The organism is Chitinophaga terrae (ex Kim and Jung 2007), assembly GCF_900107795.1.
Classification (GTDB): Bacteria; Bacteroidota; Bacteroidia; order Chitinophagales; family Chitinophagaceae; genus Chitinophaga; species Chitinophaga terrae.
The window spans coordinates 282642-302267 of sequence record NZ_FNRL01000002.1 but is presented as its reverse complement, the minus strand read 5'-3'; the positions used below and the strand labels follow the sequence as shown (position 1 = coordinate 302267).

The 19626-nt window shown below is 46.4% G+C and carries 12 protein-coding genes; 2 read left to right on the top strand and 10 right to left on the bottom strand.

Going from position 1 to position 19626, the window contains the following annotated elements; genetic code table 11:
- Positions 1-69 precede the first annotated feature (69 nt).
- Positions 70-1119, top strand: coding sequence for a sensor histidine kinase (locus BLV62_RS03345; RefSeq protein ID WP_225889604.1), 1050 nt, complete (start codon positions 70-72; stop codon positions 1117-1119).
- Here BLV62_RS03345 and BLV62_RS03340 read toward each other — a convergent pair whose 3' ends face one another.
- Complete coding sequence (locus BLV62_RS03340) at positions 1120-2448, bottom strand: porin (RefSeq protein ID WP_220096684.1); 1329 nt, start codon at positions 2446-2448, stop codon at positions 1120-1122.
- A 142-nt stretch (positions 2449-2590) separates the two neighbouring features.
- Here BLV62_RS03340 and BLV62_RS03335 point away from each other — a divergent pair, with 142 nt between their 5' ends.
- On the top strand, positions 2591-3514 hold the full coding sequence (locus BLV62_RS03335; protein WP_211117801.1) for a helix-turn-helix transcriptional regulator: 924 nt from the start codon (positions 2591-2593) through the stop codon (positions 3512-3514).
- Between the two features lie 72 nt (positions 3515-3586).
- On the opposite strand, the gene BLV62_RS03330 is transcribed toward BLV62_RS03335, so the two are convergent.
- The 9 genes from BLV62_RS03330 to BLV62_RS03290 form a co-directional block, all read right to left on the bottom strand.
- Positions 3587-5071: an MBOAT family O-acyltransferase gene (locus tag BLV62_RS03330; protein WP_089758685.1), complete on the bottom strand. Its 1485-nt coding sequence runs from the start codon at positions 5069-5071 to the stop codon at positions 3587-3589.
- Positions 5058-6335, bottom strand: a complete 1278-nt coding sequence (locus BLV62_RS03325; RefSeq protein ID WP_089758683.1) for a GDSL-type esterase/lipase family protein — start codon at positions 6333-6335, stop codon at positions 5058-5060. The genes BLV62_RS03330 and BLV62_RS03325 overlap by 14 nt, the downstream gene beginning before the upstream one ends.
- The gene (locus tag BLV62_RS03320) at positions 6307-7566 is read right to left on the bottom strand and encodes an SGNH/GDSL hydrolase family protein (protein ID WP_139169903.1); all 1260 of its coding nucleotides are present in this window, start codon (positions 7564-7566) and stop codon (positions 6307-6309) included. Before BLV62_RS03320 ends, BLV62_RS03325 begins: the two co-directional genes overlap by 29 nt.
- Positions 7567-7733: 167 nt before the next feature.
- Entirely contained in the window at positions 7734-8321 is a 588-nt protein-coding gene (locus tag BLV62_RS03315; protein ID WP_168927871.1) for a glucosaminidase domain-containing protein, read from the bottom strand.
- 328 nt (positions 8322-8649) lie between these two features.
- A complete protein-coding gene (aspS, locus tag BLV62_RS03310; protein WP_089758677.1) occupies positions 8650-10401 on the bottom strand; it encodes an aspartate--tRNA ligase in 1752 nt (583 codons plus the stop codon).
- Between the two features lie 144 nt (positions 10402-10545).
- Positions 10546-11580 (bottom strand): NAD(P)/FAD-dependent oxidoreductase, encoded by a 1035-nt coding sequence (locus tag BLV62_RS03305; RefSeq protein ID WP_089758676.1) that lies wholly within the window; start codon positions 11578-11580, stop codon positions 10546-10548.
- A gap of 77 nt (positions 11581-11657) precedes the next feature.
- On the bottom strand, positions 11658-17660 hold the full coding sequence (locus BLV62_RS03300; RefSeq protein WP_089758674.1) for an alpha-2-macroglobulin family protein: 6003 nt from the start codon (positions 17658-17660) through the stop codon (positions 11658-11660).
- A 146-nt stretch (positions 17661-17806) separates the two neighbouring features.
- A complete protein-coding gene (gene sucD, locus BLV62_RS03295; RefSeq protein ID WP_089758672.1) occupies positions 17807-18688 on the bottom strand; it encodes a succinate--CoA ligase subunit alpha in 882 nt (293 codons plus the stop codon).
- Positions 18689-18807: 119 nt separating this feature from the next.
- On the bottom strand, positions 18808-19626 hold the full coding sequence (locus BLV62_RS03290; protein WP_089758670.1) for an ABC transporter ATP-binding protein: 819 nt from the start codon (positions 19624-19626) through the stop codon (positions 18808-18810).

The following is a 19626-nucleotide window of genomic DNA, read 5'->3' as shown; positions in this document are numbered from 1 at the left end:
CTCCTTTTTATGGCAAGTAAGAAATTTAAAGTAATTTCCCATTATTATTCTAATTACTCACTTTGGAGTATGTTTAAAGCTAAAAACCTATCCCCTCAGAAACTGGCGGGATTCACAGCGCTGATTATCTCTATTGTCATTGCCCTTGGCAGCTGGATAGTAGACGGTACATGGCAGGTAATTCTGGGTGCTTTTATCCTTACTTTCCTGGTTTCTTATTACCTGTATCTGTATACCCTTCAGAACTTCATCTACCGGAAGATCAAGCTGATATATAAATTCATCTACCAGACCAAAGCCTCCAAAAGAGAAGAATTCTTTCAGAAAAACATCCTTCCGCTCAAAACTATTGACGAGGTAAGTGAAGACGTTGAAAAATGGGCCAGCCAGAAAAAAGAAGAGCTGGAAAACCTCCGCCGGAACGAAGAATTCAGGAAAGAATTCCTGCTCAACCTCTCCCATGAACTGAAAACGCCCATTTTCGCCGTTCAGGGTTATATTCATACCCTCCTGGATGGGGCGCTGGATGATCCGAATGTGAACAAGATCTTCCTGAAAAATGCCACCAAGAACATCGACAGGCTTTGCCGCCTGATCGACGACCTGGATGAAATATCCAAGCTGGAAAGCGGTGAAATGACCGTTAATGCTGAGGTGTTCATTATCCAGGACCTGATCAAGGATGTTTTTGACACCCTTTCCCTGAAAGCCAACAGCAAAGGCATCAAATTCAGTTTCAAAAAAGGCTGCGAAGCCCCGCAACCGGTGTATGCCGATAAAGAAAAGATCAGGCAGGTGCTGATCAACCTGGTAGATAACTCCATCAAATACGGAAAACAAGACGGACACACCATTGCCAGCATCTACAGCATGGATGGCAAACGGGTGCTTGTCGAAATATCTGACGATGGCATTGGTATGGCCGAAGAACATCTCCCCCGCGTATTCGAACGTTTTTACAGGACAGACAGGGCCAGGAGCCGCGATATTGGCGGTACCGGCTTAGGCCTGGCGATCGTAAAACACATCGTGGAAGCGCATGACCAATCCATCACCGTACGGAGCAAACCTGAGATCGGAAGTACTTTCGGGTTTACAATGGAATCGGGCAGGGAATAATTAAAACCTGTACTGCATCCGCGCCGTGAAAATATCATCTTTTAAATCATCTGTATAGCCGGAAAGCCGGGTAGATTCGTTCTTTACCATATCGTAGTAGAGCGTGAATTTCAGGTGCTCGTTGGCATAATACAAATACCCGAAACCAAGGGTATTAAACCGTACATCGGCAGGCGTAAGCCCCTCTCCCGGCGCTCCTATCTCCATGCCTTTCACTTTCTTATTAGGATCGTACCAGTCGTAACGCACTACTACCTGGTGTTTGTCGCTGCCCAGGTGCTGAATGAAATACAGGTAAGCGCCATCAAAAGGCCGCACGTACAAAGGCAGGTATTTCCCGTCGCTGCCCACCGGTATTATGCCGGGCGTTTCGCTGGTTGCAGCCGTAGCGGTCTGTTCTCCGCGTATATATTCCGCCCTGAACTGGGTATATCCCCTTCCCTTTCCATTAGGGATCTTCAATTGAAAATCGGCTCCATAATAGTGCCTGGGGGCTATCTTTCCCGCGTTGCTCAACGAAGAATCTGTGATAAAGCCCGGATGCCCGTTTACAGTTCCCATGCGGTTAACATAATTGGTGAACTGCTGCATGCCGCCGTACAATACAGATACGCCGCCGGATAATATAATTCCTGACCGCTTCAGTTTCTGAGGTTTAATGCCAGCACGCCCGATAATATCTTTATGGCTGTCGAAATCGGTAGTTGATGTCAGCCCCTGGCCATTGAATGCGCCAATATCGATCTTCAGGAACCGGAGCGGATGGTCGGGGCGTCTAGGCTCAAAAGAGATCATTGCTCCAAGGTCTCTCTCCGTTTTCATGAGGATCTGCGACATCCGCCCACGTTCCGGGGTTTCGCGATCGGCTGACGAAAGGTTCACCTCATACCCGAATGGACGGGCAAACATACCACCGGCAAGCGAAAAGAGGTTAAACTTTGTTTCAAGGAAACGTCCGTAGAAATCCCTGATAAACACCCCTCTTTCCGTTCCATCAAACTGGAACGCGAACTGCACCACAGGCATCCCTTCCTTGTTATATCGTTCATAATCAACACGGATCCTTCCCCTGCGTAAAGTAAACCTGTTATTCACGGCAGCCCCGAAGTCGCCTCCTGCATAGCTGGACGCTCCTTTGCTCCCCGCCAGCTGCCATTGAGGCTGTATATAACCGCTAAACCTTAAAGCATCGTATTTCTCGTACATCGATATCATCCCTTTACCCAACTCTGTTGTGGTATCGATCATGTCCATCAGGAACTGTGCACTCGCAGAAACAGAAGAAAAAACAATAAAAGATATGATAACCAGGACTTTGGCTGCACGCATCACGGAGAATTTTGCGCAAATGTATAGAAAATACGATGATTCTTCATTTGTTATACGGTTGTTATTCCGATCATTCAGGGTAATCTATTTTCAAGTTGAACGACGAATTTTTACTATATTAGTCAACGCAAGCAACTATTGTATGAAACCTTCTACCCTGATCCACTGGAAGCATCGAATTGAACATGCAATTGCTATATCTCATGATGATCCCTATGGGTCGCTCGACCTCAGAAAAGTAGCTAACATGTTGAATGAATCGCCTGACAATTTCTCGCATAAGTTTGCAGAGATTTACGGGGATACTTTCATCGCTTTTAATAAAAGAAGAAGACTGGAAGCAGGAGCGGGAGAATTAAGGCATAGCGGCTACAGTATTGCTGATATAGCCGAAAGGTGCGGCTACACGTTATCTTCCTTTTCGAGAGGTTTCAGGGAATTATACGGCGAGTCGCCAACCAGCTTCCGCGACAGAAGATTTTTAGATAACGAGGATAATACATTAACCAGGACAAAGATCATCACTTCTCCACGCCAGGATCCGCACAGTCTTATTTTTAATCCCGACAGAACGGTAGACGTCAAGTTGCCCGACTTTGTGCTGTACTACAATATCCTTCCTGGACAAAATGATCCGATACAGGAATTGATGTACTTCCATTCGCTTTACCACCAGCAGTTGCAGGGATTAAGAGATAGCCTGTTGCTGTTTGATGCCATGGTGGTATTAGGTACGCTGGATGTAGTTCCTGTAACTCCTTATCACCGGATGAAAATGTACCTGGGTATACTTGTTCCAAAACTATCACCTTATAATATTGCTCACCTGCAGATCCAGCGCAACTTCCAGCAACCTTTCAGGTTATATACCAAGCAGATGGAAGGCGGCAATTTCAAGAAACTTACAATGCCGATGAATTATGCAGAAGCAGGATTGCCAATGTACCAGTTCATCAACAATTCATGCAGGGAAGGTTATTTTAAAATGAGGAATAATCATTTCTTCATTTCCCTCCTTGGCGATAGCGCCTGTGAGGTCTATATTCCCTGGCTGAAACTACATTAACAACAGTTCTCAATAAAGCAAGAAGGCTGGTCCGGGTTGCGGACCAGCCTTCTTGCTTTATTGCTGATTTGTTTAGAATTGGAAATAGATCGGGATCATCGGCTGGGTGCTTTTTACCTGCACAAGAAGCCATACAAATATTACCAGCACGGCGATGCTGCCTGCAACCGGCAAACGGCCAAGGATGGTTTCCATGGAAAATTCCGCTTTGGAAGGCAGGAAGTGCAAAATGAAGCCCATGATCATCACCCAGAACACTGCCGTATAACCGTTGTACAGGTCCATAGCTATTTCAGGCTGGAAGTCGTATGCGATCTGGTGCAACAGCGACCAGGCATCGTGGAAGGTGCTGGCTTTAAAGAACACCCAGCAGAAACATACGAAGTGGAAGGTGATCAATATACCGATCACTTTAAAAAGAGCGGCTTTCCATCCTGCAAATACCGCTTTGCGTTTCTTCAGCGCGTCGATCCTTACTTTATCCAGGGCCAGCGCGCCTCCGTGCATGGCTCCCCAGAAAATGAAGTTCCAGCTTGCGCCATGCCAGAAACCACCTATCAGCATCGTCAGCGCCAGGTTAATATACTGTCTTACCTTCCCTTTACGGTTACCGCCTAACGGAATATAGAGGTAGTCCCTCAACCAGCTGGATAATGAAATATGCCAGCGGCGCCAGAACTCAGTGATATTGGAGCTTTGATAAGGCGAGTCGAAGTTCGGCGGAATCTTGAAACCTGTCCACCTGGCAATACCCAACGCCATATCCGAATACCCTGAGAAATCGCAATAGATCACCAGCGCGTATCCATAAACGCCTACAAGGCATTCCAGCCCCGTATGTTTACTTGGGTCGTCGAAAATATATTGAACGAAGTTCTGGTAAATGAAGTCAGAGATAACGATCTTTTTAAACAACCCTGCAATGATCAGGTACATTCCCTTACCTATATCTTCCGAGCTAAGGCGGTAGGGCTGCGAGATCTGGGGAATGAAGTCGGCTGCCCTTACAATTGGTCCCATCATCAGTTTAGGGAAGAAGGAAAGGAAGAACAGGTAATCCATGAAATCATTCACCGGTTCAATTTCTTCCCTGTATACGTCGATAGTGTAACTGAGGTTCTCGAACGTATAGAAGGAGATACCTATCGGCAATATCAGGTTGAGAAAAGGAATATGCCCGGCTGTAAGATCGTTGACGATACCAATGAAGAAGTTGGTATACTTGAAATAGAATAACAGTCCTATGTTGAGGATGATACTCGTGACAAGGAGTGTTTTCTTAGTGCTTTTGCTGGGGGTACGATGTATCCAGTGCGAGAGATTGTAGTCTACTATCGCGGAAAGGATCACCAGTCCGACATAGTATCCGCATGCCTTGTAAAAGAAGTACAGCGAAAAGACCGTATAGATAATTACCCTGGCTCTCTTGTTATTGCTGGCTAAGAGATAGCACAGAATAAAAAGGGCGAAAAAATAAAAAAAGAAACCGCTGTTAAACAGCACCGGGTTGGCCGGGTCATACAAAAGCTCGGATAAAAGCTTATCAATGTTGAACATTCGATGTCAGTGAGTTTTTCTTTACTTGCTGCAAATAGTGCGTGTAAGACTGCTCCAGGGCCTGGTATAACAACTGTCCCTGCAATTGATACCCTTTCACGTTAAAATGAATATGGTCTGGCGCCCATCCGTCCGCAAATCTATCTTTTTGTGATTTATTAACCGCATTAAAATTCCAGCATGCAATCCCGTGTTCTCTCGCATATCCCATGATCTGTTGAGTGACCATAGAGATATAAGGGTTGGGGTAATACCTGGTGGTATAATAAGTTCTCCACCGTTTGCCTACTTTTCTCCTGTGAGGGGTTTTAACTGCCCGCATGCAATCAGGAGGTGTTGTAAGCAGTATGTTTACGTTGGGATTGCGTTCCCTGATCAGTGTCACTGCTTTATCTATTTCGTTCCTGAAGGCCAGGGGGTCGAGTTTCCCGTATGCTTCATTGGTGCCTAGAGAGATGATCACCAACTGGGGTTGCAGCACCGCCATCTGGGTGAGCAGCGTGTTGCTGATCTCGTTGTATTGCTGATACATGGCGCCATTGATGCCGATGCTATTGTAAAGTATCCCATTGTTACCATTTTCCATTACAGCGCCATAAAACCTGAAAGGACCACTTCCGGTGCCTTCCCAGCGTGCCTGGAATGTTTGTTCAGTTTGGGGGAATTCGAGTGTTGCTACGTTGAGGGTTGGCGATCCGGCGCCATCGACAGGCGAGATCGTTACGTTGGCATCGGGGGCGATCAGCGAGTTGTTGGAATTTCCTGCATCATAAAGCAGCTTTACCCTGCGGAAGTTATTATCCATCGGGGCATCCGGCTTTGCGGTAACTGAAATCGTCGGTGCATCGTTCTGCGAGATCAGGGCAATTCCTCCGGGGCCCAGGTAAGGCGATTTATAGCGATCTACTACCCTTTCGGTTTGCCACCGGCTGGTTGTATTCCATTTAAAGTCTTCAGGGCCGTTGGTACCGGCCAGGTTATATGGGAAAACGTAGCCCCTTCCTGCGGAGCCAAATTCCTGTTGTAATAAGGAAGCAGTTGCTAACGGGAAATAGCCTGCCTGCACATGGGAATCTCCCAGGTGAACAATGGAAATCACTTTGCTGTCGGCAACTGTAAAAGAATCGAAAACATTGTATAAGGCGGTATCCTGTTCAATGTTATTTACTTTTTGTTGTGCATAGGTTGCAGTTCCAGCAAGCAACAGTAACGAGAGCACTGCTGCCAATTTCCATTTAAGGTTGTTGTGCCAGCCTGTATTCATTCATCAAAGCTTTGTAAAGCAGCGCCCCAACTTTGGCTGCTCCGGTTCTGTTAAAGTGTGTATAATCCTTGTTGGCCATCACTGTATCACCCTCTACCCACTTTACCATGGACCCTTCTCCACCCATTGCTGCGTAGAGGTTCCAGTAAGCAGTACCATGATCTGCTGCCAGGTCGTGCTGCACTTTCAGCAAGGCTTCTACGCCTGGTGCGGTTACATATTTATCCGCTTTTCTATAAGATTTATCTGCTGTTCCTACTATTAAAAATGATGTTCCCGGAAGATCCTGGCGCAATGAGTCCAGCACTTTGGTCATTGGCTTCTGGTACCAGCTGTAATCGGTCAATTCAGGCCTGAATAATACGTTGGCGCCGTAATGCATGATCACCAGGTCATAATGTCTTTCTTCCTGCATCTGGCGGACCATGGCTGCCGATAACCGTCCTAATTCCACTCCGCTGATCCCTCTGAAGGAATAGTTATCAACATAAATCCCATTCTCACTCTCAAAACAAACGCCATACAATGGTACTGCATTGCCGGAATTGACAAGCGTTATTGACTGTGCGCCTGTATCCTGTCTCAGATCCAGTCTATTAACGGTTCGACTGCCTGTCAGCGTATATGGTTTATCGTTAATGGTTACCATACCGTTGCCTGCAGGTCCGTAAAGCACTGATACTTCTTCAAATTTATCCAGTAAAGGTTTCTTTACCGGAGAATATTTCGCCCAGGAGCTTCCTCCGGGGTAAAAGGTATGTCCTGATAATCCTAGCAGGACATTTGAGGGTGGAGAGTTTTTATAATGATAGTCCTTCCAGTCTTTAGAAAAGGTATGGGTGATCGTAGTTCTGAAAGATGCGACTACAGATGTTATGGGTACGAATCCTACTCCTGCGCCGCCAAAAAAATGTTGCAGACTGTCTCTCAGGTCTGCTGTGATCAGGTCACCTTCTATCATGGAATCCCCGAAATAGGCAATACGAACTTTGCTTCTTTTGCCTGCTTTCAGGTCGTTCAATGCTGCCAGGAATCTTCTTAAGCCCGGGTTATCGGCAGCTTCAGGGGAAGCGTATTCGAGAATGCCGGTATAAGAAAGATAGTCGTATCGACTATCCGGGTTGGCAGCTGCCAGAGAATCTGATCCGCCGGTACTTACACTGTCGCCCGGCGATAAATGCTTACTGCCGCCGGTTTTATTGGCAGCAGTAAAAGATTTTTGATCCGGCAATTTATTTTCAGATGTTCGAAGGTCTGACAGCAGATCCAGTTTTCGAAATTGAAAGTCTTTAAAAGAAAAATTGAGATTGAGCTGTGAGAGACCCACCAGACATGCCAAAGTTCCGAAGACAATATAGAACGGATAGGCAGACTTATTTTTGCCGGACATAGTATTTTTCAGTTAGCAGCACCCTGTTCGCTAGCTCCTGGCATCCCGATGCTAAGCCATTTGGCTGATTCGGCTGATATACTGTCCATGCTAGCGTCCAGCTTATACAATTTATATCGGTTAATAATGGCTGTTACTCTTCTGATCCATTCATGACCAGCAGAGGAATAGCCGCTATGATTCATTTTTTTCAGCCAGTCAGAGAATTGAGGATTTCCTTTCATTTCTCCGAACCATTTTTTCTTGGTCAGCAAGGCAACAAAATGTTCGTAAGAAGCAACGTCGTTAGCATATTGTTTATATACCGAACGTTTGCCTGGTTGCATCTTATGTAAGTCGTTTTTCCCCACAATCCCGAAGTGATTGTGCAGCAGCTTGGCGTTTCTGCTGGTGCCCGTACCTGATTCCAGCATTGCAACTCCTAAGATCACACTGGCTGGTATACCGGTTTCCTGCATCAGGTTTATTGAGACAGGTTTGAATTTTTCTACGTAATTCTTAGTTGACTGTTGTGCAAACCCAACATTGCCGAGCATCAGCATAATTAACACCACAAATGACCATACCGTCCTCTTGAAGAATGTAAAAATTCTCATGGTAGTATTTTTTTCAGGTGATAGTTCCTTTGTTTTCAGCATCATTTTCTTACTTCACATATCAACGATGATCACAACCGATCACACCGCAATATTACTTTAAAAAATTAAATAATAAGTTTAAGCTTCTTTCTCTCTACTCGATAATCGTACGTTAATCGCTTGTTAAAAAAATTGTTTCAATATTTTATGTCAATCCCCTTTGATGCGGCAAAAAGCCATCTCAAAGGGGATTTTTTGCTACGAAAAGCCCTTTACTTGCAAAGACTATGCCGGCAAGCGGCAAAAGTCGAAAAAGGCAGTTATCGGTAAGTTAATAAAGCGGGCTCTATTCTCTTACCAGCTTGATTCTCAATTCGTCCAGCTGTTTTTGATCGATCTCACTCGGCGCATCCAGCATCACATCGCGACCGGAATTGTTCTTAGGGAAAGCGATAAAATCACGGATGCTTTCACTTCCACCCAACAGCGAACACAAGCGATCGAATCCGAAAGCAATACCTCCATGCGGCGGTGCGCCATATTCAAATGCCCCCATCAAAAATCCGAATTTATGTTCAGCTTCCTCTTTACTCATTCCCAACGCCGCAAACATCTTCTGCTGCAGATCCCGCTGGAAAATACGGATGGAGCCTCCCCCTATTTCAGTACCATTTAAAACTATATCGTAAGCGTTTGCTTTGATCTTGGCATATTGAGAAACATCATCCATTAAGGCTATATGCTCAGGCTTCGGCGACGTGAACGGATGGTGACGGGCCACCCAACGGTTATCTTCTTCCGAATACTCAAATAAAGGAAAGTCTATTACCCACAACGGTTTAAACTCGTTTTTGTTGCGTAAACCGAGGCGTTCTCCCATTTCAAGGCGGAGTTCGCTGGCCGCTTTCCTGGTGCGCTCTTCCTTGCCAGCCAGCACCAGCATTAGATCTCCTGGTTCTGCCTTACAAGCCTGTGCCCATAATTTTAATTGTTCTTCATCAAAAAACTTATCCACAGAGCTCTTAATGGAGCCATCCGTGTTGTAACGCGCATAGATAAGGCCACTCATGCCAATTTGCGGGCGTTTTACCCAGTCTGTCAGCTCATCGAGCTGCTTGCGGGTATATTCGCTACATCCTTTTGCATTGATAGCCACTACCAATTCAGCTTCGTCAAACACTTTGAAGCCTTTTCCCTGAACCGTACCGGTCAGGTTAACCAGCTTCATATCAAAACGGATATCCGGTTTGTCGTTTCCATAAAACTCCATGGCATCGTCGAACGTCATCCTTGGGAATGGCTCATTAAACTCTATTCCCTTGATCTCCTTAAAAATATGCTTCAGCATATCTTCAAACGTGTTCAGGATATCTTCCTGCTCCACGAAGCTCATCTCGCAGTCGATCTGCGTGAACTCCGGCTGGCGGTCTGCCCTCAGATCCTCATCCCTGAAACATTTCACGATCTGGTAGTAACGATCGTAACCGCTCACCATCAGCAACTGCTTGAAAGTTTGCGGCGACTGCGGCAAACCATAGAACTGGTTAGGGTTCATACGGCTTGGTACCAGGAAGTCTCTGGCTCCTTCCGGCGTAGAATTGATCAGAAACGGCGTTTCTACATCCAGGAAGCCGGCAGTATGTAAATAGTTGCGCGCTGCCCGTCCCACCTGGTAACGCAATTCCAGGTTTTTCCTCACCGAATTCCGGCGCAGGTCCAGGAAGCGGTATTTCATCCTTAATTCGTCTCCACCGTCTGTATCATCCTGGATAGTGAAAGGAGGCGTTTTAGCCGCGTTTAAGATCTTAAAGTCAGAAACCGTGATCTCAATATCGCCGGTTGGTATATTTTTATTCTTGCTGGAACGCTCTGTTACAACACCTGTTGCCTGGATAACGAATTCGCGGCCTAATGGCTGCTCATCTAACCGGGCATTCAGGCTCTCGCTGAATAATAACTGCGTAATCCCGTACCGATCTCGAAGGTCCACGAAATTGATACTTCCAAATTTTCTTACTGTCTGAATCCATCCGGCCAATGTTACTTCCTGGCCTACCTGTTCTATTCGTAATTCTCCGCAAGTGTGCGTCCTATACATGCGTAAATAGTTGATTTTGTTTAATTTATGGATGACCTACGGGATCAATTGCCTGCAGTTGGCGACCACTATCCACTTGTTCAATTATGCCCATAAAGTGGGCAAAGATAAGATTTGGATCGGGCATTTCCTGCCAGCGGCATGTTAAAAATATCGTATTAAATCAACCTCCGGCATCAGATCTGCCTTTTTAGCCAACACATCTTTAAAGTGATTTGCCATATAAGGCGCTAAGGAACAACCTTTTGTGCCCAGGCCATTAAAGATGCCTATAGCAGGGTGAGCCGGGTGAAACCCGATTATCGGTCTTCTGTCATTTCCGCTTGGCCTCACTGCCGCCAATTGCCCTTTTACTGCATACGGCACTTTCAGCAACTGGTTCAGGCTTTTTTCCAGGGCTTCCCGCTGCGCTGCAGTAGGTTGATCGTCGGGATAGTCCCACACAAAGGAAGAACCTGCCCAAAACAGACCGTTATCCTGAGGCACCAGGGTTATACTTTTCTTAATGATATCCTGCGTTTCCAGGCCTGGTATCTCCACTAATAATACTTCCCCCTTGTTTGGCAGGAATTTTACCCGCTCAAAATAAGGGTTCCGGGTAGTGGCCACTCCATCACAGAAAATGATCTTATCTGCCTGCAGGTCGCCATATTTCACTCCCTGCTCCGATACTTCCAGTTTCGTAAGTTCAAAATGTTCGGGCAGCATCGCCGACAACGATTGCAAATAATTCCGGTATGCCGGGAGTAAAGATCCCAGGTTAACTGTAGCCCCTTCGATAATGGCTGCGCCAAAAGGCTGATCTAAAAATGTTTCGTAGCGTAAGGAGGAAGGAACCTGGGTATAAACGCTATTGGTGGTTTTTTGGAGGAAAGCAGCCTGAAGCTGGGCCGATGGGAATACGGACCATATCTGGCGGGTCGTAAAAACCGGCACCTGCAGCAAAGCCGAAAGCTGCAGGTAAGTAGCTTTTGCATACGGATAAATAGTATCGTACATCCAGGCAGGTTCAAACCGGCGACCAGATACAGGATTTATGATCCCTGCCGCCACCCGGGATGCACTATTTGGCTTCGCGTCATCAATCACGATCACCTCCTTACCTTCCTGTAGTAAGAACCAGCTCAACATGGTTCCCGCAATTCCCTGCCCTATAATTAGGTAATCTACTTTCCTCATGATCACGCGAAGATAAAAGAGTATGCTGAAAATCCTAATCAATTTTCAGCATACTCTTTCACACCGGGAGTATATTATTACTCTATCACTTTTACATTTATTCCTTCGCTGTGCGACGAAAACTCAGGCGCATACATACATTCAGCTATACTTACGCCATTTGAATATTTGCCTGTATGCGTAACAAACATCGTGTATTCGAAAACGTGAGTACCCTTGTCGAGGCTATTGAAGAAGAAATCCATAGATGCATCTTTGGTGCTCTGGTAATACCCCAGCCCGTCCTGCCACCTCGCAGCGCTGATCACATCTACAGGTTCAAAGCACGCCGCTCTCATATCCCTCAAATGTATGTACTCCATTGGCCTGTCTGCCCGCAATACGATCCTTACCTTCACCTTATCTCCCACTTTCAGTTCATTATGCTCATCAATCCTGGTAAGCTCCGCTCCTTTTGCTGTGTTCTCCACTTTATAAAGTGTTTTCTCTATGGCCAAAGGAGTTTTGGCAAAACTGATCTTATCCAACTCCTCAAAATATTGCCAGTAAACAGCGCCCCAGGAAGGCTGACCATTACTGCCAGATACCGCTACTTCAATATTACCCATTTCAGGTTTTACATCTTTTGCGGCTACCTGTTGCCTGATGTATCCTGTTCCGGCCTCCTGCCGGTCTGCCTTCACTGCGGTATTACCCAGTTTGATATTAACCGTTGCATTTGTCGATAACCAGTTATCTCCTTTCAACAGCAAAGCATACACGGCATCCGCAGTTGCCTTGGTTGTTTTCCAGTTGCTTGTTTGTTTATTCTTCAACAACCAGGTTTTCAGGCCGGTTACTTCTGCATCATTTTTACCAATCTCAGAGAAGGCCTCCACCATCAACGCTCCTGTTTCTATAGGCGCCTGGTACCAGCTGTACCCGGATTCTACTTCTTTCCAGTACATCCCTCTTTCAGCATTATTGATAGCTCTTTCTTTCAGCGACCTGATGATATCAGCCGCGGTTTTCGTATCTCCCTTCCTGTTCAGCAACAATGCCAGCATGCCCTGTGAATATATACCCTGACGGGTCCAGTATTTGGCGGCCTGGCCATAGTAATAATCAAAGGTCTTGTTCATGTCTGCTGGCGCCGGTACATTAAAGAAACTCCTGGCGTATAAATAATGCACCTGGTAATTGGTTATCTGTGCGTCCGTCATTTTAGCTTTCGATTTCAGCAGCTGGTGATAGTCCTTATCCAGCTGTTTATCGAGGTATTCAATAGCTTTAACCGCTATTTCATTGGCTTTTGCATCCGTTCTGCCGGTTATTTTCTGCATATGACCTATACCCGCTACAATGTACTGGGTAATGAAACGATCGGTATACAGACCTGCGAACCAAGGGAAAGATCCGTCTGCCAGTTGTTTTTCGGCCAGTTCGCTGATGGCTTTATCCAGGCTGGCCGACATTTTCTTCAGGTCAAACAGCAAGGCGATATTTCGTTTCTGTTCAGCTTCCGATTTAGCTTCCAGCACCCATGGCGTTTGTTCAAGCAGTACAGATTTCAGTTCCTCATTTTTCTGGAGGTTACTCATTAATGCTGCCGTATCAGTGGTTTTCCATTTATCGAACACCGCTTTGATGCCCGGCGCATTATTCACAATATGCCCTGCAATGGCATTTGCGTAATAACGGTTAAACACCTGTTCCGCGCATTGGTATGGGTATTCCATCAGGTAAGGCAAGGCTTGCACTGCATACCAGGCGGGATTGCTTGTATATTCTACCGTAATACCTTTTTGTTGTAAGGTAGATGAAGAATCGCTATGCAACAGCTTTTCAAATTTATAGGCCTGGTTGCCGTCACCTTTGCTTTGCAATGGTAAAGCCTCTGTCACCAACATGGAGTTGGATAGAACAGGGAGGGCGTTTTCTTCTCCATCGCTGAAGTTGCCTGCCTGTGCAACGACCCTGTAAAGCAGCGCGCTTTTAAAGCCGCGAGGTACCTGCAACGGGAAGCTTACAACCGTGCTTTGCCCTGCTTGTGCGGTAAAGTGTTGTACAGGGAAAAGATTCTGGAACCAGCCATCTACAGGCTGCATAGTTGCCGCGTCCAGCAGCTCCAGCCTGGCCTGGCCTATGAGCATAGAATCCGCCAGGTTGGAAACTTTAGCGGTAAAGTTGATCTTGTCACCTTCTCTTACAAAGCGGGGCGCATTTGGAGCCACCATCAAAGTTTTCTGAGTAACAATACTGGTATTGATCGTGCCGTACGCCAGTTCCTTTGTATGAGCCGCTGCCATGAAATTCCATTTGGTAAGGGATTCCGGCATGGTGAATTCAAAAATGATATTGCCTGATTCGTCTGTACGCAGGTTTGGATAAAAGAAGGCTGTTTCCTGGAAGTTGCTGCGAAGCGGAACTTCAGCGGCAGGCGCAGGAGCTGCAACCGTATCTAAAGCTACGGCAGAGAGGTCGGCAAGCATGCCCTGTGTTTGTATATTTGAATTGCCTCTCAACATTACTTTTTCCCTGGCCTGAACTGTCATGCGTGTAATCGCGGCCGGCGCCGGTGCGCCCGCTGCCCTGGAACCGTAAAGATTCGGGCTCATTCTCTCCAGGTAAACATAAGGGGTGAGCGTTAGCAGTTCATCATACCGGATATCGTAGTTCCCGTAGTCGACAGCGGGATAGTTAATATGCAGGCGGGATGTACTTTGCGTAAAATTATTAGTGCCTGCAAACTGGCCAGGGAACGTCACAAACGGCGTCCAATCGGGAACGCCCCAACGATTTTGAACGAACGCGTCCAAAGAAGCGTCATACATATTTGCTACCATCTCGGCGGCTACTTTACTGCCTTTATTCCCGGTAATATTTACAGTCCATTTTTCCTTTTCACCAGGCAATAATTTGTCCCTGTGCGTGGCCAGCTTTACATCAAGCATCTTGTTGGTCCAGGGCACCATCACTGTATGCATCACATTCAACACCCGGTTATCCCTGACTGCCGCATAGGCAACAATGATGTTCCCGCGATCCGATTCTTTAACAGGTATGCTAAACTGCCTGCTGCCATCAACATACAGGTTGTTCCTTTCCAACTGGTTATCCCGTCTTGCTTTTAATTCCAGTACATACAGGTCTTTAACCGATGTTGCCAGCGAATAGGTAGCAGTATTTCCCGGTTCCACGGCTTTATCGCTTGCCTGCAGCGCAAGGTAGGCCGGTACTGTCAGCGTTTTCGCTGCCGGATCAACCAGTTCAAAAGTAGTTTTCTGTGTAACCGATTCGTTATACTGATCTGTAGTCGTTACCTGAAGTTCATAAAAGCCGGGAGCGAGTTTGAGCTTTGTCCAGTCCACCGATCCATCGGCCTTTGTAACGATGGTTTGTTTCACTACCGCCTCTTTCCGTGGCCAGGTAGCCGGATCATTTTCATTCCTGTAAAGATCTGCCGGGAAGTTCCGGATATACGAAGCCTCATCCATCACAAACTGGTCGGGCATCTGCCAATACCGTGGGCGGATCAGTCTTTTCACCGGTTCCAGCGGGCTGATAGTGAGCGTAACATTGCTTTGAAGGAAGTTGCCATTCAGTCCCTGCGAAAACACCTTCACTGCGGCCAATTGTTCTTTATCCAGTTTATCCGATGCTTCTATTTTCAGTTCCAGGGATTGGTAACCAACATTAAGACGTTCATCGGCGCTTCTTGTTTCTCCATTCAGGTCGGTAACATCGGCATGAATAGAATAGGTGAATATCGGTTTGGTAGATTTATCTACCGATTCGTCAGGTAATGCAGGGAAACGGATCTCGAAGCTGCCATCTGCCTTTGTTACAGCTTCGCCATTAGCTATTTCCCGGCTGTTCCCAACAGGCGCTATCACCTTCCAGAACATCCACGGATAAGGATATCGCACGCTTCTTGAAACAGTATATTTAACAGTTGCGCCATCGATATTATTACCGGCGTATGCTACTGCTTTTCCTTTAACTGTAACGTTATCGCCTAAACGAACCTGTTGGTTCAGCGTATCGAAATTCACATAAAACTTAGGGCGTTTATATTCTTCTACCTGGAAGCCGGTATTGGCATTTGCTTTCTCATCAGCCAGGCGGAAATAGCCATTGAGCTTACCTTCCGGCAAAACAAACTTCCCGGAGTAAGAACCGTATTCGTTAGTGACCAGTTGAATGGAATCTACTTTCGAAGCATTTGCATCAAACAATGTTAAGGTTGTACGGTAATTAGGTTGTATGGTGCTTGTTCCATCCACCCCCTTCTCTGTTACAATCCCTTTAAAATAAACCGTTTGTCCGGGTCTGTAGATCTGGCGGTCTGTGAACAGAACTGTACGAAATTCTTTTTTTGCCTTCAGGCTTGGCGCATATGGCAAAGCATCGTCCAGCGCCAGTTTATCGTTCCCGTAATTCCAAACGAACAGCCGGTTCTGGTAATAATTCAGCCTGGCTCTTTTAACCTTCAGGCTACCATCTTTACCGGCAACATAGGAAGTATCTTTAACCGGCGTTTTGCCCCTTTCCTGGATGTAGATATCCAGTTGGGCGCCGGCAAGAGGTTTACCGGTTGTTCTGTCGAGCACATAATATGTATCCTGGTTAGAGATATAACTGATGGCAGATACCCAGAAAAGTTGAGTGGTCACTGCATCGCTTTTCAGGTTAAAATCCCTGCCGTTGCCCGAAACCAGGGCATATTGGCCCACCGGCAGTTCATCTATCTTTATTTCCGCGCTATGTTCCCGGTAGTCTTTAGGTTCAGGCAAATCCTGCTCCCATGATCTTACGGGGTTTTGTGCGAGAAGTATCCTGTAATACTCTTCGGGGTCTTTATAGTTTTCGCTGGCTTTATCTATTTTCTTTTTCAGATCTTCAGAAACTTTTACCAGGCGGAGGTATAGTTTGCCGACGTTCTTGTAGGTTACCAGGGCCCTGAAAGGTTTACCGGGTACGTTTACCTGCTCCGTTGTGATATTCAGGTTCTTTTCATCGATGCCTGCAATGATCTGCCGGCATTGTACCGCTCCGGCGGTTTTAGGCGCCAGTTTCGCTCCTTTCTCTGCATACTCCCTTGCCTTGATCAGCGAGAGGCTGTCCTGCTGGTTTTCATAACTCAGGGTAAGATAATGATTGGCCAGCAGTGCATAAATGCCGGTAACGCCGGGTTGATCGCCATACTGCTTCATTACTGTTTCGAGGGCTGCGAGGTATAATTGATTCTTGTCAGGCATTACGGCTACGGTGTTCATGTAGCCGATCCTTTCTGCATCTACATCCAGCAATGCCGCTGCATCGCCGGCATGGAAACGGATCAGGTCCTGGAAGATCAGTATCGCCTGGTATTGTAAAGAGCTGCTATCGGGCGTCTGGAAAGTATGAGCGGCGAATTGAGCGGCAGGCGCAAATGCAGCCGGGTCTTTCACCTGCAAAAGGTTGGCCGGCTGGCGTATTCCGGCTTCCCCTGTTTTAAAGAACCCGAGGGCGCGGTGAGCAAGCAGGTCGTATAAGGTAGGACGTACCGCCCTTCCGGTGGCTGTTCCTTTAACTATGATCGTATCATAATCGGAGACTTTCACTTTCTTTAAAGTAGCGGCATTGGCGATAGATGCCTGGTAATCGGTCCCGATCTGTTTTAAGAACTTTTCTGAAGTCCAGGTAGTGATATCGGCATCTTTATCGTCTCTGACGGTTGTACGGTTATAAAACTTATACCTGTTGTTCTGGAAATACCAATAAAGCATTTCTGCTTTCAGGCTTTGTAAAATAGCTTGCGGGGTTCCGGAACTTGCGGCTATCTCTTTATTGATCCGTTCATAGTTTATGAGCAGGCTGCTGTCTTCCACCAGCGAGGCATAGTTCAGCAGGTTTACCAGGGCTTTGATCTGTTCGGGATAATTCTTCTCTTTTTTGGCGTGGTTGTAAATATCGTCCACTACTTTAGCAGCCGATTTGGGCAATTGCTTTTCGTTATACGCGTCTACCTGTTTCCAGGCGTCTTTAAAATTAAACTGGGCCATTATCGAGTTGCTTATGAAGAATGAAACAATGAACAGTTGAAAGAATAACCTCATAGACTTGTTATTTACAGAATAGATTGTCTTTTACTTTTTCAGGATGCGGGGAAAACGTTAATTCCATATCCGGGTTAAAAAAAAGGTGAAAAGCGACGGAATGCCCTCACTTTTCACCTTTCTGAATATTGATTTGCTGACTAGACTTATGCTTTCACTTTAGACAGTACTTCTGCCATTGTTTTACCGATGTTGGCAGGGCTTTCTACAACATGAACGCCGCATTCAGCCATGATCTTCATTTTAGCAGCTGCTGTATCGTCGGCGCCGCCGATGATAGCTCCGGCGTGGCCCATACGGCGGCCCGGAGGCGCAGTCTGACCAGCGATGAAACCAACTACCGGTTTGGTACCGTGTTCCTTGATCCATTTAGCTGCATCCGCTTCCATGCTACCGCCGATCTCACCGATCATGATGATGCCTTCGGTTTCAGGATCGTTCATGAGCAGTTCCACTGCATCTTTGGTTGGAGTACCGATGATCGGGTCGCCACCAATACCGATCGCTGTAGAAACGCCTAAACCGGCTTTTACAACCTGGTCTGCCGCTTCATATGTTAAAGTACCTGATTTAGATACGATACCGATCTTACCTTTTTTGAAGATAAAGCCAGGCATGATACCCACTTTCGCTTCTTCAGCAGTGATAACGCCAGGGCAGTTAGGGCCGATCAGGCGGGTTTTGGTACCTTGCAGGAAGTTTTTAGCTTTGATCATATCCTGAACAGGGATACCTTCTGTAATACATACCACCAGAGCAATCCCAGCTTCGGTAGCTTCCATGATTGCATCAGCAGCAAAAGCCGGAGGTACAAAGATGATAGACACATTTGCACCGGTTGCTTTTACAGCATCAGCTACGGTATTGAATACCGGACGCTCCAGGTGAGTAGTACCGCCTTTACCAGGGGTAACGCCACCCACTACCTGGGTACCATATTCAATCATCTGTGTAGCATGGAATGTACCTTCAGTACCGGTAAATCCCTGAACAATCACCTTGCTATCCTTATTAACTAGAACACTCATCGCGCTTGTTTTATTGGTTTAATATTATATATCGGATTCTGGACGGCAAAAATAAGCCGATTTCACTAATTCTGCAATTTAGCACCTTTAAGGTTATGCTACCAATAGAAAAAAGCCTTTTATGGCTGCTTTCCTTCCCCTTTATTGAGCTGGTTCCGCCAATTTCCATCTTTGAACATCTCCAGCTGGCGGATCTCTTTAGCTTCCCGGAGGAACTCGGAGGCAAAGATGAAGTCATTCAACCGCTGATCCTTGCTGAAAACAATATCCTTATTGCTTCCTTCCCACTGTTTCAACCCCTGGTACATATATACAATATGATCGCCGCTTTCCATAACGGTGTTCATGTCGTGGGTATTGATAACCGTAGTGATATTGTATTCTTTGGTCAGCTCAGTGATCAGCTTATCTATCAGCAGGGAAGTCTGGGGATCGAGCCCTGAGTTAGGCTCATCGCAGAAAAGGTATTTAGGATTTAGCACAATGGCCCGGGCGATACCTACCCTTTTTTTCATACCGCCACTGATCTCGGCAGGGAATTTTTTGGCGGCGTCTTTCAGTTGCACCCTTTCCAGGCACTCGGCTACCCTGTTCTTCTTTTCCTTCAGTGTTCCGGTGCCGAACATTTCCAACGGGAACATCACGTTTTGCTCTACCGTCATACTGTCGAACAGGGCAGATCCCTGGAACAGCATGCCGATCTGCTGCCTGATCACTTTTTTCTCTTTCTCATCCATAGCAGTAAAATCCTGGTTATCGTACAGGATCTTTCCACTATCTACCCCCATCAGGCCAACAATACATTTCATCATCACGGTTTTACCGCTTCCGCTGGACCCAATGATCAGGTTCACTTTACCGGATTCCATAACGGCCGATACGCCTTTTAATATCTCCTTGTCGCCAAAGCTCTTTCTTATGTCTTGCAGTTCGATCAT

Bases quoted from the DNA above. Each gene is read 5' to 3' on its own strand.
- BLV62_RS03300 (WP_089758674.1), bottom strand. From the start codon at position 17,660: ATGAGGTTATTCTTTCAACTGTTCATTGTTTCATTCTTCATAAGCAAC.
- BLV62_RS03330 (WP_089758685.1), bottom strand. From the start codon at position 5,071: ATGTTCAACATTGATAAGCTTTTATCCGAGCTTTTGTATGACCCGGCC.
- BLV62_RS03315 (WP_168927871.1), bottom strand. From the start codon at position 8,321: ATGAGAATTTTTACATTCTTCAAGAGGACGGTATGGTCATTTGTGGTG.
- sucD (WP_089758672.1), bottom strand. From the start codon at position 18,688: ATGAGTGTTCTAGTTAATAAGGATAGCAAGGTGATTGTTCAGGGATTT.
- BLV62_RS03325 (WP_089758683.1), bottom strand. From the start codon at position 6,335: ATGAATACAGGCTGGCACAACAACCTTAAATGGAAATTGGCAGCAGTG.
- aspS (WP_089758677.1), bottom strand. From the start codon at position 10,401: ATGTATAGGACGCACACTTGCGGAGAATTACGAATAGAACAGGTAGGC.
- BLV62_RS03340 (WP_220096684.1), bottom strand. From the start codon at position 2,448: ATGCGTGCAGCCAAAGTCCTGGTTATCATATCTTTTATTGTTTTTTCT.
- BLV62_RS03345 (WP_225889604.1), top strand. From the start codon at position 70: ATGTTTAAAGCTAAAAACCTATCCCCTCAGAAACTGGCGGGATTCACA.
- BLV62_RS03290 (WP_089758670.1), bottom strand. From the start codon at position 19,626: ATGATCGAACTGCAAGACATAAGAAAGAGCTTTGGCGACAAGGAGATA.
- BLV62_RS03335 (WP_211117801.1), top strand. From the start codon at position 2,591: ATGAAACCTTCTACCCTGATCCACTGGAAGCATCGAATTGAACATGCA.
- BLV62_RS03305 (WP_089758676.1), bottom strand. From the start codon at position 11,580: ATGAGGAAAGTAGATTACCTAATTATAGGGCAGGGAATTGCGGGAACC.